Source organism: Mycobacterium sp. Dal123C01, assembly GCF_052566995.1.
The window spans coordinates 847155-862306 of record NZ_CP199580.1 but is presented as its reverse complement, the minus strand read 5'-3'; the positions used below and the strand labels follow the sequence as shown (position 1 = coordinate 862306).

11 protein-coding genes are annotated in these 15152 nt (G+C 64.5%); 7 read left to right on the top strand and 4 right to left on the bottom strand.

Annotation, left to right across the window (positions count from 1 at the left end):
- The first annotated feature begins 30 nt into the window (after positions 1-30).
- The 3 genes from ACTXG5_RS04110 (at position 31) to ACTXG5_RS04100 (ending at position 3537) form a co-directional block, all read left to right on the top strand.
- Complete coding sequence (locus ACTXG5_RS04110; RefSeq protein ID WP_445162481.1) at positions 31-1728, top strand: acyl-CoA dehydrogenase; 1698 nt, start codon at positions 31-33, stop codon at positions 1726-1728.
- Positions 1729-1888: 160 nt separating this feature from the next.
- Positions 1889-2599: a TetR/AcrR family transcriptional regulator gene (locus ACTXG5_RS04105; RefSeq protein ID WP_445162480.1), complete on the top strand. Its 711-nt coding sequence runs from the start codon at positions 1889-1891 to the stop codon at positions 2597-2599.
- A complete protein-coding gene (locus ACTXG5_RS04100; RefSeq protein ID WP_445162479.1) occupies positions 2596-3537 on the top strand; it encodes a R2-like ligand-binding oxidase in 942 nt (313 codons plus the stop codon). The genes ACTXG5_RS04105 and ACTXG5_RS04100 overlap by 4 nt, the downstream gene beginning before the upstream one ends.
- A gap of 10 nt (positions 3538-3547) precedes the next feature.
- On the opposite strand, the gene ACTXG5_RS04095 is transcribed toward ACTXG5_RS04100, so the two are convergent.
- On the bottom strand, positions 3548-4924 hold the full coding sequence (locus ACTXG5_RS04095; RefSeq protein WP_445162478.1) for an NADP-dependent succinic semialdehyde dehydrogenase: 1377 nt from the start codon (positions 4922-4924) through the stop codon (positions 3548-3550).
- 79 nt (positions 4925-5003) lie between these two features.
- Between ACTXG5_RS04095 and ACTXG5_RS04090 the strand changes: the two genes are divergently transcribed.
- Positions 5004-6650, top strand: coding sequence for an acetolactate synthase large subunit (locus tag ACTXG5_RS04090; RefSeq protein WP_445162477.1), 1647 nt, complete (start codon positions 5004-5006; stop codon positions 6648-6650).
- Between the two features lie 21 nt (positions 6651-6671).
- Here the strand turns inward: ACTXG5_RS04090 and ACTXG5_RS04085 are convergent, their stop codons facing one another.
- On the bottom strand, positions 6672-6959 hold the full coding sequence (locus tag ACTXG5_RS04085; RefSeq protein WP_445162476.1) for a hypothetical protein: 288 nt from the start codon (positions 6957-6959) through the stop codon (positions 6672-6674).
- A gap of 287 nt (positions 6960-7246) precedes the next feature.
- On the opposite strand from ACTXG5_RS04085, the gene ACTXG5_RS04080 reads away from it, so the two are divergent.
- Both ACTXG5_RS04080 and ACTXG5_RS04075 read left to right on the top strand, forming a co-directional pair.
- Complete coding sequence (locus ACTXG5_RS04080) at positions 7247-8188, top strand: LysR family transcriptional regulator (protein WP_445162475.1); 942 nt, start codon at positions 7247-7249, stop codon at positions 8186-8188.
- Between the two features lie 106 nt (positions 8189-8294).
- Complete coding sequence (locus ACTXG5_RS04075) at positions 8295-9449, top strand: NAD-dependent formate dehydrogenase (RefSeq protein WP_445162474.1); 1155 nt, start codon at positions 8295-8297, stop codon at positions 9447-9449.
- Between the two features lie 131 nt (positions 9450-9580).
- Here ACTXG5_RS04075 and ACTXG5_RS04070 read toward each other — a convergent pair whose 3' ends face one another.
- Together ACTXG5_RS04070 and ACTXG5_RS04065 are read right to left on the bottom strand one after the other, a co-directional pair.
- The gene (locus ACTXG5_RS04070) at positions 9581-10429 is read right to left on the bottom strand and encodes an HNH endonuclease (RefSeq protein WP_445162473.1); all 849 of its coding nucleotides are present in this window, start codon (positions 10427-10429) and stop codon (positions 9581-9583) included.
- Positions 10426-11376, bottom strand: coding sequence for a R2-like ligand-binding oxidase (locus tag ACTXG5_RS04065; protein WP_445162472.1), 951 nt, complete (start codon positions 11374-11376; stop codon positions 10426-10428). The genes ACTXG5_RS04070 and ACTXG5_RS04065 overlap by 4 nt, the downstream gene beginning before the upstream one ends.
- A 416-nt stretch (positions 11377-11792) precedes the next feature.
- Here ACTXG5_RS04065 and ACTXG5_RS04060 point away from each other — a divergent pair, with 416 nt between their 5' ends.
- Positions 11793-15140 carry a helix-turn-helix transcriptional regulator gene (locus ACTXG5_RS04060; protein WP_445162471.1) on the top strand — a complete coding sequence of 1116 codons (3348 nt, stop codon included), beginning with the start codon at positions 11793-11795 and terminating at the stop codon, positions 15138-15140.
- Positions 15141-15152: the final 12 nt, after the last annotated feature.

Genomic DNA, 15152 nt, shown 5'->3' with positions numbered 1-15152 from the left:
GTTTTGCCACCCGTTTGACCGGAGCCCGCCATGTTGCTCAATCCCAATCATTTGCAACGCCGTTACCCAGATGATCGGTCGGGGGAGATCATGGCCGCCACCGTGGACTTCTTCGAGTCCAGGGGCAAGGCCCGGCTGAAGGCCGACGACCACGCGCGGGTCTGGTACTCCGACTTCCTGGACCACGTCGGGCGGGAGCGCATCTTCGCCTCGCTGCTGACGCCGTCGGAATACGGCGCCGCCGACTGTCGCTGGGACACCTACCGGATCAGCGAGTTCGCCGAGATCGTCGGCTTCTACGGGTTGAACTACTGGTACCCCTTCCAGGTCACCGCCCTTGGCCTGGGCCCGATTTGGATGAGCGACAACGAGGACGCCAAGCGCAAGGCCGCGGCCCAGCTGGAGCAGGGTGAGGTGTTCGCCTTCGGATTGTCGGAGCAGAGCCACGGCGCCGATGTCTACCAGACCGACATGATCCTGACGCCGGCCGAGCACGGCTGGGTCGCCAACGGCGAGAAGTACTACATCGGCAATGCCAACGTCGCCCGGATGGTGTCGACCTTCGGCAAGATCGCCGGCACCGACGAGTACGTGTTCTTCGTCGCCGATTCCCAGCACGACCGCTACGAGCTGAAAAAGAACGTCGTCAACTCGCAGAACTACGTCGCCAACTACGCGCTGCGCGACTACCCGGTCACCGAGGCCGACATCCTGCACCGCGGCCCCGAGGCCTTCCACGCCGCGCTCAACACGGTCAACGTGTGCAAGTACAACCTGGGGTGGGGTGCGATCGGCATGTGTACCCACGCCATGTACGAGGCGGTCACCCACGCGTCCAACCGCCACCTGTACGGCACCGTCGTCACCGACTTCACCCACGTGCGGCGTCTGCTCACCGACGCCTACGTGCGGCTGATCGCCATGAAGCTGGTCGCCACCCGCGCCTGCGACTACATGCGCAGCGCGTCGGCAAACGACCGTCGCTACTTGCTCTACAGCCCGCTCACCAAGGCGAAGATCACCGGCGAGGGTGAGCGCGTGATCACCGCCCTGTGGGATGTCATCGCCGCCAAGGGCGTGGAGAAGGACACCATGTTCGAGGGCATGGCCCGCGAGATCGGGCTGCTGCCGAGGCTGGAAGGCACCGTTCACATCAACATCGGGTTGCTGGCCAAGTTCATGCCCAACTACCTGTTCGCGCCGAACACCGAATTGCCGGTGATCGACCGTCGCGACGAGGCGACCGACGATTCGTTCCTGTTCGACCAGGGCCCGACCGGAGGACTGGGCAAGGTGCGGTTCCACGATTGGCGACCGCCGTTCGACCACTTCGCTTATCTGCCCAACGTCGATCTGCTGCGCAAGCAGATCGACGTGCTGGCCGAGATGCTGGCCAGCGCCACCCCCGACGCCACCCAGCAGAAGGACATCGACTTCGCCTTCGGGGTCGGGCAGCTGTTCGCGGTCGTCCCGTATGCCCAGCTGATCCTGGAGGAGGCGCTGCTGTCGGGCTTGGATGAGGCGCTGCTCGACGGGATCTTCGCCGTGCTGGTGCGCGACTTCAACAGCTACGCCGTCGAGCTGGGCGACAAGCCCGCCACGACCGACGCGCAGGCCCGCTTCGCGATGCGGATGATCCGTCGTCCGGTGTTCGACCAGGCGCGCTACGACCAGGTGTGGAAGGAACACATCCAGCCGATCAACGGCGCCTACCAGATGCGGCCCTAGGTGGGCAGACCCTAGGCCGAGTGTGAAGCCAGCCGCACATTCGGGCGCGAGCGTGAAGCTAGCCGCACATTCGGCGGCCGCCGCGGCGCAATGCCGGCACCCCCTTGACTGTGACGTAGCTCACCGTAAGATGACCAGTGGTCATCGACAAGGAGGTCGGATGCCGACAGTGACATGGGCGCGCGTCGACCCCGCTCGTCGCACCGCCATCATCGAGGCCGCGGAGGCCGAGTTCGGGGCGCACGGGTTCTCCGGCGGCAGCCTCAACGTCATTGCGCGCCGCGCCGGCGTCGCCAAGGGCAGCCTGTTCCAGTACTTCGCGGACAAGCGCGACCTGTTCGCGTTCATCGCCGACATCGGCAGCCAGCGGGTGCGGGTCTACATGGAAGACCTGATCCGCGACCTCGACCCGACCCGGCCGTTCTTCGAATTTCTCACCGAGCTGCTCGACGGCTGGGTCGCCTACTTCGCCGAGCATCCGCACGAACGCGCGCTGCACGCCGCGGCGACCCTGGAGGTCGATACCGACGCCCGCATTACCGTGCGCAGCGTCATCCACCGTCACTACCTGGACGTGCTGCGGCCACTGGTGCACGGTGCCAAGACCCGCGGCGACCTACGCGCCGACGCCGACACCGACGTGCTGATCTCGCTGCTGCTGTTGCTCTTTCCGCACCTGGCGCTGGCGCCCTACATGCGCGGCCTGGACCCCATCCTCGGGCTCGACGAGCCCAGCCCCGAGCAGCCGGCCCTGGCCGTGCGCAGGCTTGTCGCCGTGCTGGCTGCGGCATTTGCGGTATTGCCGCATCCGCCCGTCGGGGCGAAGCCACAAGGATTTACAGCCCCATACCAATCCGAGGAGGTCACATGACACGGACACATACGGGCTCGATGGTTGCCGGCGGACTCAACTGGGACAGCTTGCCGCTCACGCTGTTTGCCGGTGGCAATGCGAAGTTCTGGAACCCGGCCGACATCGATTTCTCCCGCGATCGCGCGGACTGGGAGCAGCTGTCGGACGACGAACGGCACTACGCCACCCGGCTGTGCGCCGAGTTCATCGCCGGCGAGGAGGCGGTGACCGAGGATATTCAGCCGTTCATGTCCGCGATGCGGGTCGAAGGCCGGCTGGGCGACGAAATGTATCTGACCCAGTTCGCGTTCGAGGAAGCCAAGCACGTCCAGGTGTTCCGGATGTGGCTCGACGCCGTCGGCGTCACCGATGACCTGCACGTCTACCTCGATGACATCCCCACCTACCGGACGATTTTCTACGAGGAATTGCCGGACTGCCTCAACGCCCTGTCCGTCGATCCGTCACCGGCTGCCCAGGTACGGGCGTCCGTCACCTACAACCACGTCGTCGAAGGCATGTTGGCGCTGACGGGCTACTTCGGCTGGCACAAAATCTGCGTGGAGCGCGGCATTCTGCCCGGGATGCAGGAGCTGATCCGGCGCATCGGCGACGACGAGCGACGCCACATGGCGTGGGGAACCTTCACCTGCCGGCGCCACGTCGCGGCCGACGATGCCAATTGGGGAGTGTTCGAAACGCGCATGAACGAGCTCATGCCGCTCGGGCTGCGCCTTATCGAAGAGAGCTTTTCCCTCTACGACCCGATGCCCTTCGACCTGTCGGTGGAGGAGTTCATGGCCTACGCCGCCGACAAGGGGATGCGGCGGCTCGGCACGATCGGCAGCGCCCGCGGACGGCCGGTCGGCGAGATCGACCTCGACTACTCACCGGTGCAGCTGGAGGACACCTTCGCCGACGAGGACGCGAAGGCCCTCGTCGGCGCCTCTGCCTAGCTAGCCCGAGTTACCCGACCCAGACGGTCTTGGCATTGCAGAACGCGCGGATGCCGAGGTCCGCGAGTTCACGGCCGTAACCGGAACGCTTGACGCCGCCGAACCCGAGTTCGGGGTACGACACCGTCATCCCGTTGATGAAGACCTGGCCAGCCTCGATGTCGTCGATGAAGCGCTCCTGCTCGGCTTCGTCGTTGGTCCAGGCGTTGGACCCCAGGCCGAACGTAGTGGCGTTGGCGATCTCGATCGCCTCGTCGATGCCCGAGGCGCGGTACATCGAGGCGACGGGCCCGAACACCTCTTCGGTGTAGAGCGCCATGTCCTTGGTGATGTCGGTGACCACAGTCGGCGGGTAGAACCAGCCGGGCTGGTCGGGTGTCTTGCCGCCGAGGCGGATGGTGGCGCCCGCCGCAGCGGCGTCGTCGACCTGCTTGGCGATCTCGTCGCGGCCCGACTCGGTGGCCAGCGGGCCCACGTCGGTGTCCGGGTCGGTCGGGTCGCCGACCTTGAGCGCCTGCATCCGTTCGACGAACTTGTCGACGAACGCGTCGTAGACGTCGGTGTGCACGATGAACCGCTTGGCGGCGATACAGGACTGCCCGTTGTTCTGGACCCGGGCGGTGACCGCGGTCTTGACCGCCTCGTCGAGGTCCACCGAGGGCATCACGATGAACGGGTCGCTGCCGCCGAGCTCCATCACGGTGGGTTTGATCTCGTCACCGCAGATCGCGGCGACGGACTGCCCGGCCGGTTCGCTTCCGGTCAGCGTGGCCGCTTTGACCCGGGGATCCCGCAGGATGCCCTCGACGGCACTGGACGAGACGAGCAGCGTCTGGAAGCAGCCCTCCGGAAAGCCGCCGCGGGTGATCACGTCGGAGAGATACAGCGCCGACTGCGGGACGTTGGAAGCGTGTTTGAGCAAGCCGACATTGCCCGCCATCAGCGCGGGCGCGGCGAACCGGACGGCCTGCCAGAGCGGGAAGTTCCACGGCATCACCGCCAGGACCACCCCGAGCGGCTGCCAGCGCGTGTAGGCCCTTTTCGCTCCGACCTTCGAGGCTTCGGCCGGTTCGTCGGCCAGCAGCTTCTCGGCGTTCTCCGCGTAGTAGCGAAAACCCTTGGCGCACTTGAGCGCTTCGCCTTTGGCTGATTTGAGGGTCTTCCCCATTTCGAGGGTCATCATCGCCGCGACGTCGTCGGCCTCCTTTTCCAGGAGGTCGGCCGTCGCGTTCGCCCATTCGGCGCGCTGAGCAAAGGTGGTGGAGTGGCGGTAGTCGAGGAACCGCTCGTGCGCGCGCGCGATGGCTGCGTCGACTTCCGCGTCGGTTGCCGGGGTGAAGGTCTTGACCGTCTCGCCGGTAGCCGGGTTGATGGTGGCGATCGCCATGCTGACATCCTTCGCTTGGGATGGTTGTGAAAGGTTCAACATCTAGCCTGCCACTATCGTTCCTCGAGGGAGGTGCCGGATGAGTACAGCGGCTCAGCTGATGGTCAAGTGCCTGGAAAACGAGGGTGTTGCCGTGGTGTTCGGGCTGCCCGGTGAGGAGAACATCCGCTTCACGCAGGCGCTGGCGGCCTCGAAGATCCGTTACGTGCTCACCCGGCACGAGCAGGCCGCGGCGTTCATGGCCGAGATGTACGGACGGGTCACCGGACGGGCGGCGGTGGTGTCGACCACCTTGGGCCCGGGCGCGATCAACATGCAGCTGGGCGTCGCCGATGCCACCACGAACAGCACCCCCATGGTGGCGATCTCCGCTCAGGTCGGCCAGGACCGCCAGTTCAAAGAATCGCACCAATACGTCGACCTCGTTTCGATGTTCGCCCCGATCACCCGGTGGGCCGCTAGCGTCCCCACCGCGCGCGCCATTCCGGAAATGTTCCGCAAGGCGTTCAAACTCGCCGAGACCGAACGCCCCGCCGCCGTCTACCTGGCCGTGCCCGAGAACATCGACGTCGACGAGGCCGACTACGACCTGACCCCGTTGCCGCGCAACGTGGTCCGCGCCGACGCGCCGGCGCCCGGTCAGGTGGAACGCGCGGCCGACATCCTGCGTAACGCGAAGCGACCGGTGATGCTGGCCGGACATGGTGCGGCGCGCAGCGACGCTACCGCGGCGTTGGAGCGGTTCTCCGAGAAATTCGGTATTCCGGTGGCCAACACCTTCCACGGCAAGGGCGTGATGCCCGACGATCACCCCAACAGCATCGGGACCATCGGGTTCATGCGCCACGACTACGTCAATTTCGGGTTCGACAACGCCGACGTCGTCATCGCCGTCGGCTACGAGCTGCAAGAGTTCGACCCCGTCCGGATCAACCCGCAGGCCGACAAGAAGATCATCCACATCCATCGCTTCCCGGCCGAAGTCGACGCGCACTACTCGGTTGACGTCGGCATTATCGGCGATATCAGCGACTCTCTTGATGCACTGGCCGATGCGCTGGGCGACCACACCTACGACGCAGAGCCGGAGGTGCGCGGCTCCGGCCTGCTGGCCGAGGAATTCGCTCGGGGACAACAGGATTCGCGCTACCCGTTGGCGCCGCAGCGGGTGGTGGCCGATACCCGCGAAGCGCTGGGCCGCAGCGACGTGGTGCTGGTCGACACCGGGGCCACCAAGATGTGGATGGCGCGGCTCTACCCGACCTACGAGCGGAACACCTGCCTGATCTCGAATGGCTTGTCCACCATGGGTTTTGCGCTGCCGGGGGCGCTCGGGGTCAAATTGGCCCAGCCCGACTCCAAGGTGCTCGCCGTGGTCGGCGACGGCGCGTTCATGATGAACTCGCAGGAAATCGAGACCGCCGTCCGAGAGAGCATCCCCCTAGTGGTGTTGATCTGGGATGACGGCGGTTACGGCCTCATCGAATGGAAGATGGATCTCGAACTCGGCGAACACTACTACGTGAAGTTCGGCAATCCCGACATCGTGAAGTACGCCGAAAGCTTTGGTGCCAAGGGATATCGGATCACCAGCGCCGACGAGTTACTGCCGACGCTGCAGGCCGCGCTCGACGATGACGGCGTTTCGCTGATCTGCTGTCCGGTCGACTATTCGGAGAATCTCCGCTTGACCGACCGGCTCGGTGAACTCGACGAAACGCTGTAACACCAGGAGCAGGCCCGTTGACTAGTGCCGCAGGTTGTCCAGCTGTACATCGACCTTGAGCGCGTTGGCGGCCATTTTGTAGCCTTCGATGACACCCTCAAGCCGTGCGCGTGAGCCATCGAAGCAAGTCCAATCAAAAACGGCTTGACACACGTGATCGACAAGGCTGCGCAGAATCCCATCTCGGGGAGGGTTGTCAATAACCCGGATAGCGGCCCTGCTTAGCATTTCCTTGTCAACGTTTTCGCCCTGTAGGGCCTGCTCAGCCAATGTCAGAAGGTCCCGGGTATGCGCGCCCTCGAAATCCATATTCTCTCTCTTGGGATCTGATGGAAGTTCGTGTGCTCACGCGCCCAGGCAGGAATATCAATCTTCCAGCTACGCCTGAGAACGAGAAAGCACTAAGTCTGCCGAGTCGTTAACATAGTTCGGCGGCACATACGAATCGGCCACGCTTTGGTCACAGAGCTGGCACGAAAGAACGAGGCGCTGCGATTATGTCTCGGCAGCAACGAGTTTCAGCAAAGCAGACCGACTCCCAGGGCCGCATGCCCGGGCGATAGCCCGACCACACTTGCAGCGTGGTCGAATAGGTCATGCTGTTTCGTCAGCTGGAGTATTTCGTAGCGCTCGCCCGGGAGCGTCATTTCGCCCATGCTGCGAACGCGTGCCATGTATCCCAGCCGGCGTTGTCGGAAGCCATCCGCAAGCTTGAACACGAGCTGAAGGTCCCGTTGGTCCGGCGCGGCCAGAAGTTCGAAGGCCTCACCCCCGAAGGCGAACGGCTCGTGCATTGGGCGCGGCGCATCCTGGCCGATTGCGACGCTCTCAAGCTTGAAGTCGCGGCATTGCAGACCGGCCTCGTCGGCGAGCTGCGGTTGGGGGTGGTCCCGAACGCCGCCACCACTGTTGCGCTGCTGACCGATCCGTTTTGTGCCGCCCACCCGTTGGTGCGCGTTCAGCTGGAGACCAACCTGCGCTCGGCCGAGATCATCGAACGCATCCGGCGGTTCGAATTGGACGCGGGGATTCTGTATCCGGACAGCCACGACACCGACGAACTGCTGGTCACCCCGCTGTATCAGGAGCATCAGGTGCTCGTCGTCGGCAGCGAGCTGCTCACCGCTAAATCCGACACCATCAGTTGGTCGGATGCCTTGGCCTTGCCGCTGTGTTTGCTGACCGAGGGGATGCGAGGGCGCCGCGTCATCGACGACGCCTTGGACACCCAAGGTCTCGTGGTCAGTCCGCAACTCGAAACGGACTCTGTCGCCACGTTATTCGCTCACGTAGCCACCGGACGCTGGGCGACCATCGTGCCGCATACCTGGATCCGCGCCCTTGGGGTACCGGCCGGGGCTTCCGTGCTGCGGCTGCACGATCCTTCGGTCACGGCTCCGATGGTGCTGGTCACCAACGCCGCAGAACCCGGCTCGGTGGTGACCCGCACGCTGGTTGAGACCGCGCGGGACGCGGGCATCGGTGAGGTGTTCGGCCGGCCGTCAACGACGGCCAGTGACCGACTGCACGAGGTCTGATCGGCGCGGCCTATCGGCCGGTCGAAATTTGGTCTTGGACACCTTCGATGTCACCGGAGAAAACTCGGATATATCAACCTCCGAAGAATCGAGCCAGGAGAAACCGATGGCGAAGTGTGTAATGGTGCTCTACCCGGACCCCGTCAACGGGTATCCGCCGAAGTACGCCCGCGACAGCATCCCGACGATCCAGAGCTACCCCGACGGCGCCACCGTGCCGACTCCGGAGAACATCGACTTCACCCCCGGTGAGCTACTCGGTTGCGTATCGGGTGCGCTCGGGTTGCGCAAGTTCTTCGAAGACGGCGGCCACGAGTTGGTGGTGACGTCGGACAAGGACGGGCCGGATTCGGAGTTCGAGCGCGAGCTGGTCGATGCCGATATCGTTATTTCCCAACCGTTTTGGCCGGCCTACCTGACCAAGGAGCGCATTGCGAAGGCGCCCAGACTCAAGCTGGCGCTGACCGCGGGTATCGGCTCCGACCATGTGGATTTAGACGCGGCCAAAGAGCACGGCATCACCGTCGCCGAGGAGACCTACAGCAACAGCATCAGTGTCGCCGAACACACGGTGATGCAGATCCTGACGCTGGTACGTAACTTCGTCCCGTCGCATCGGTGGGCCACCGAAGGCGGCTGGAACATCGCCGATTGCGCGGAGCGTGCCTACGACCTGGAGGGCATGGACGTCGGGCTGATCGCCGCCGGCCGGATCGGGCGGGCTGTGTTGCGCCGCCTGGCGCCGTTCGACGTCAACCTGCACTACACCGACACACGACGGCTGTCGCCGGAGGTCGAGAAGGAACTCAACGTCACGTTCCATCCCGACGTCGAGTCGCTGGTGCGTTCGGTCGACGTCGTCTCCATCCACTCGCCTCTCTACGAAGCCACCCGTCGGATGTTCAACGAGCGGTTGCTGGGCACCATGCGGCGCGGCTCCTACATTGTCAACACCGCCCGCGGCGAGGAAACCGTCCCCGAGGCCATCGCGGCAGCGCTGCGTAGTGGCCAGCTCGCGGGCTATGCCGGCGATGTCTGGTTCCCGCAACCGCCGCCGGCCGACCACCCGTGGCGGACCATGCCGAATAACGCGATGACTCCGCATGTTTCGGGAACCACGCTGTCCGCGCAGGCCCGCTACGCAGCCGGCACCAGGGAGATCCTGGAAAGCTGGTTCGCCGGCAAGCCCATTCGTCCGGAGTACCTGATCGTCGAGGGTGGCAAGCTCGCCGGAACGGGAGCGCTGTCCTACCAGAAGTAAGGCTCAGAAGTAGGTTTAGCGGCCTCGGCTATGCCGAGGCCGCTAAAGCCTTCTGCCTGCTCGCAGGGCAGCCGCGGACCAGGTGGTGTGCAGCCGGGTCGATGTTCCTCAACGGGCGGCGTTGCGGGACATCATGATATGTCTTCACCCTGGATGTATCGGCTGACGAAATCCAGCCCAGCATCGGCGACTTCGTATTTGTAATGGGTTGGTTCGCCGGGTCCGATCGCTACCGGCGATAGTTCGACTCGTTTCAAAAGCCCATCATTGACCGCATGGAGGAGAGGGATCTCCAAACCCGCCTCGACAATAAAGGATCTCCGGTCTGTCTCGGCAATCTGATCGAACACCCGGCGCTCGAAATCAGAGTAGCGGCTGTTCAAGATCCCGAGATTGCGCTTGTACATGCGGATCGACTGCCGATCGAGTTCTTTCTTTTGGCAGTCCGGGCATAACGCGATGAGGTTTTCGAACGAGTCGTCATGGCTCTGTGACTCAGGCACGATGTGAGCTATCTCGGTCGTTGGGTTCCGACAGGTGGGGATGGCGCATCTATGGGCCGCCTCGACTAGCACCCTTCGCTTTAGCGCTGAACCTGGATGATCAATCGTCGGAAACGTGAGCGCGGATTTGGCGGCTAGCGCACCGTGGCCGGCCCGGCGAGGTTCGGCCCGGCGCGGGATCGGAGGTGTGCCACTGTCGCGACGTGAAGACAATCCGACAATCCAGGCGACAAGGCCCACTGCTGTCACCAACGCCCCATAGTGCAGCGCCGCCGAGTGCCCCCAGGGTCGGGTCGGCTCCTCGTCTGCGGCCCCGCCGGAATCGTGCTCGGGGGCGGAGGACGCGGCGGAAGGGCCGATAGCGTCTGCTCTAGCATCGGAAAACGGAGCCGCCTGTGCCACAACGGGTGTGGTTGCTACCACAGCGAACGGCGCAAGTGCTATGGCGGCTGCCGCCGCAATCCCCAGGGCTTTCATCTCACCGATGCCGAGGCCGCCATGGCCTTCTCGTCCTCGTCGGCGAAGGTGTCCTCGAGCTGCACCGGCGAGTAGTCGACGTCGATCTCGCCGAGCGGACGCCCGCGGGCGCTGGAGATGGTGCCGAACCGTCGCATTCCCTTGTCGGAGGCGTACTGCCTGGTTTCGTCCATGGACAGTCCGAACGGAATGGGGCCGCTGTACATGGAATAGTTTTGCTCGGTGGATTGCAGGACTAGCGGGATGAGCTCGTTCATCCGCGTTTCGAAGACGGTCCAGTTGGCGTCGTCGGCGGCGACATGGCGCCGACACGTGAAGGTGCCCCACGCCATGTGGCGTCGTTCATCGTCGCCGATGCGCCGGACCAACTCCTGCATGCCGGGAAGAATGTTGCGGCCAGCACAGATTTTGTGCCAAGAGTGGTAGCCGGTCAGCGCCATCATGCCCTCGACCACGTGGTTGTAGGTCACGGATGCCCGGATCTGGGCGGCCGGTGAGGGATCCCACGACAATGCGTTGAGGCAATCTGGAAGCTCTTGGTAGAAGATCGTCCGGTAGGCCGACAGGGGTTCGAGGTAACTCTGCAAATCTCCGGTCTCGCCCACGGCGTCGAGCCACATGCGGAACACCTGGGTGTGCTTTGCCTCCTCGAAAGCGAACTGCGTCAGATACATCTCGTCACCGAGCCGGCCTTCGGCCCGCATGGCCGCCATAAACGGCTGAATGTCTTCGGTCACCGCTTCCTCCCCGGCAATGAACTGAGCGCACAATCGGATCGCGTAGTCGCGTTCCTCCTCGGTCAGCCGTTCCCAGTCCGCGCGGTCGCGGGAGAAGTCGATATCGGCGGGATCCCAGAACGTGGCATTGCCTCTGGCGAAGAGCCGCAGCGGCAAGCTATCCCAGTTGAGCCCACCGGCAACCAGTGAACCTGAATGTGTGCGTGTCATCTGACGGACCTCCTGGACTGGCGAGCCGAGCCCGCATGATTCGATGGTGCCGCCCGGCCGGAAATACGGCCAGAAACATGGACAGAACACGCACCAGTTGATACGCCAACCGCAGGAGTGGGGCGGTTGTCGCGGTGGGAGTGTTCATTAGCTGAGCTATCTCGTTGTGCCGCAAGCCATCTACATCGGTGAGATAGATCACTGGATCCTTGCGTCGGGCCAGTGGTCGGGCGGTTCAAAATCAACTTTTCGTCGCGGCGAAGCCAAGATCATCGGTCAGAAGGCCTACCAATGCTGCGGCACAGACGTATTTCTGTAGCAGCGGCTGACTCGTCCGCCTGGCAAATTGTCCATATGCTGTACAGCGAACGGCCGATAAGCGGTCGTGGGCCGGGGAGATATACGCATTTCGGCTGATGTTTGCCGGCCGTGCTGGCTGCAGAGTGGCGAGTGTGACGGATATTGACCGGTGTGCGCATACGTCGCGCTCAGAGCGGCGGGATCTTGGGGTGAGTGAGTTGGTCCCAACCGGAACGGTGACGCTGCTGCTGGCGGACGTCGAAGCGTCAACCCGGCTGTGGGATACGGCTCCGAGCGACATGACCGCTGCCATCGCGGCGCTCGACCGCACCCTGTCGGACGCGATCGCGGCGCATGGTGGCGTCCGCCCGGTCGAGCAGGGCGAGGGCGACAGCTTCGTGGTGGCATTCGCCCGGGCCAGCGACGCGGTCGCGTGTGCTCTCGAACTGCAGAGGGCGCCGCTGGCGCCAATCCGGTTGCGCATCGGTTTACATGCCGGCGAGGTGCAGCTGCGCGATGAAGGCAACTACGTCGGAACCACCATCAATCGAGCCGCGCGCGTACGTGATTTGGCGCATGGCGGCCAAACCGTGCTGTCGGGCACCACGGCAGATCTAGTCATCGAACATCTTCCCGCCGATGCGTGGCTGGCCGACCTTGGCACGCACAGCCTGCGCGATCTGCCCCGGCCCGAACGGGTGGTGCAGCTGTGCCACCCCGATCTGCATAACGAGTTTCCGCCGCTGCGCGCGGCGACTTCCGTTCTGACCCACAATGTTCCGGTGCAGCTCACCAGTTTCGTGGGACGCACCGAGGAGCTGCACGAGGTGGGCCATCTGCTGGCCGACAGCCGGCTTGTCACCCTTACCGGCGCTGGAGGTGTCGGCAAAACGCGCCTAGCCCAAGAACTTTCAGCTCAGTTAGCCGCTGATTTCAGTGACGGAGTGTGGTACGTCGATCTGGCGCCGATCGGCTCTGCCGACATCGTGGCGGCCATCGTAGCCCGCGCGCTTGGTCTGTGCGACCACCCGGGCCGTGCTGAGATCGACATGCTCGCGCAGTCGGTGGGCGGCCGTCAGATGCTGATCGTGTTGGACAACTGCGAACATCTGCTCGATGCATGTGCCGTGCTCGCGGATGCCTTGCTCGCGGCCTGCCCCAGACTGACCCTGCTTGCCACGAGTCGTGAGCCGCTTGGTGTGACAGGCGAGGTCATCTGGCGGGTCCCCTCACTGCCGATAGCCGACGACGCCCTCGAGCTGTTCGCCGACCGTGCGGGCCTTGCCCGGCCCGGTTTCCGCATCACCGACGACAACCTGGCCGCGTTGGGAGAGATCTGCCGACGCCTCGATGGCCTGCCGTTGGCCATCGAGCTGGCAGCCGCTCGGGTGCGTACGTTATCGCTGGGCGAAATCCTCGACGGACTGCACGATCGTTTCCGGCTGTTGACTGGCGGCGCCCGCACTGCAGTGCGACGTCAGCAGACCCTGCGAGCCTCGGTCGATTGGTCACACGCCCTTTTGACCCAGCCCGAGCGTGTCCTATTCCGGCGGTTGGCAGTGTTTATGGGTGGCTTCGACCTCGACGCGGCGCAAGCGGTCGCTGGTAGCGGCGAACTCGAGCGCCATCACGTCCTGGACCAGCTCAGTCTGCTGGTGGACAAGTCGCTGGTGGTTGCCGAGGATCATCGGGGCCGAACACGGTATCGGCTGCTGGAGACGGTGCGTCAGTATGCTCAAGAAAAGCTCAGCGACTCGGCTGAGGCCGAGACCATTCGGTCCCGCCATCGCGGTCATTACAGCTCGTTCGCGGCGATGTTCGAGACCTTGGCGCCCACCGGCCTCGAGCGGCACACAGAGCAAGCCGAAACCGAAATCGACAATCTCCGTTCAGCTTTCGCCTGGTCACTCGATCGAGCTGAACCGGAGGCGGCGCTAGCCCTGGCATCATTTCTGCAGCCGCTGTGGCGGCGCCGCGGACGGATTCAGGAGGGGCTGGCGTGGTTTGATGCCGCCCTCGCCACTGCCGACGCCCACGGCGCGGATATCGCGCCCGCCATGCGGGTACGCGCGCTCGCCGACCGCATCATGTTGACCGTCTCGGTGGTAGATCCCGGAAGCAAAGACGCTGCCGCAGAGGCGCTCACGCTCGCCCGTGGTATCGGGGAACCGGCGCTCTTGCTGAGGGCACTCACCGCGTGGTGCTGCGTTTGGTCGTACAGCGGGGAGGCATCCGAGGAGTCTTTCACCGAGGCGCTCGACCTCGCCCGATCGCTGGGAGATTTGGCGGCGCTGAGTCAGATCCAGCCCTACCGGGCATTTGCGGCCCTCTTCGCCGGTGACGTGAGGGCGGAGCGGGTGGCCGCCGAAGAGGGACGCGATATCGCGGAGGCGATCGGCGATCAGTTCGTCGCGCGTCACTGCCGCTGGAACCTCGGAATGGCCCAGATGCATTGTGGCGACCTCGACGGAGCCGTTCAACAGTTCGACGCGCTGATCACCGATGCCGACGCCTGCCAGGACGCGCTCTTCAGCTACGCCGGGCGAGTCGGCCACAGCATGGCGCTCGCATTTAGAGGCGACACGACCGCGTCGCGCGCCATCGCCGCGGCCGCCGTCGAGCAAGCGACCGAACTCGGTGACTTCGTGGAAGGGTTCAGCAATGCGGCGCTGGCGCTGGCCGCCCTCGCCGCCGGCGATGTCACGGCCGCGGCGCAGGCTAGCGAGATTGCGATGCAGCGGTTGAGCCAACGACGGGAATTCTTGGCGCTGTATGTGAATCCCGTTGCAGAGATCGCGCTGGCTCGCGGCGACCTTCGGGCGGCTCGACGCTGCGCCGACGAAGTTGTCCGCGCGACATCCGGATGGAATGCCGCCATGGCATTGACTGCGCGTGCCCGCATCGCGGTAACCCAAGGTGACTTCGTGCAAGCCGAGAAGGATGCACACGGGGCGCTCGTCTGCGCGTCCGGATCCGGCGCGTACTTGGGGGTTGCTGACACCCTGGAATGCCTGGCCAGTCTGGCGGCCGACGCGGGCAGCCAGCGGGAGGCGGTACGGCTGTTCGGGGCCGCCCAAGCGATGAGAGACCGGACCGGCCAGGTCCGGTTCCAGATCTACGACGCCGCCCACGAATCCTCGGTCGCAGCGCTACGTGATGCAATGGGCGACAGTGAGTTTGAGTCCACTTGGGCCGCCGGCGCCGCGTTGTCTATCGCGGAGGCAATCGCGTATGCGCAGCGCGGCCGCGGCGAACGGAAACGGCCTGCGAGTGGTTGGGCATCTGTGACCCCGACAGAGCGCGAGGTCGTCCAACTAGTGAGTGACGGACTCGCCAACAAAGACATCGCTGCCAAGCTATTCATCTCGCCACGCACGGTACAAACCCACCTCCGTCATATTTTCCGCAAGCTGGGCGTCGCTTCCCGCGTTCAACTCGTTCAAGAAGCCGCACGGCACCGCTGAGAGGGCTTGCAT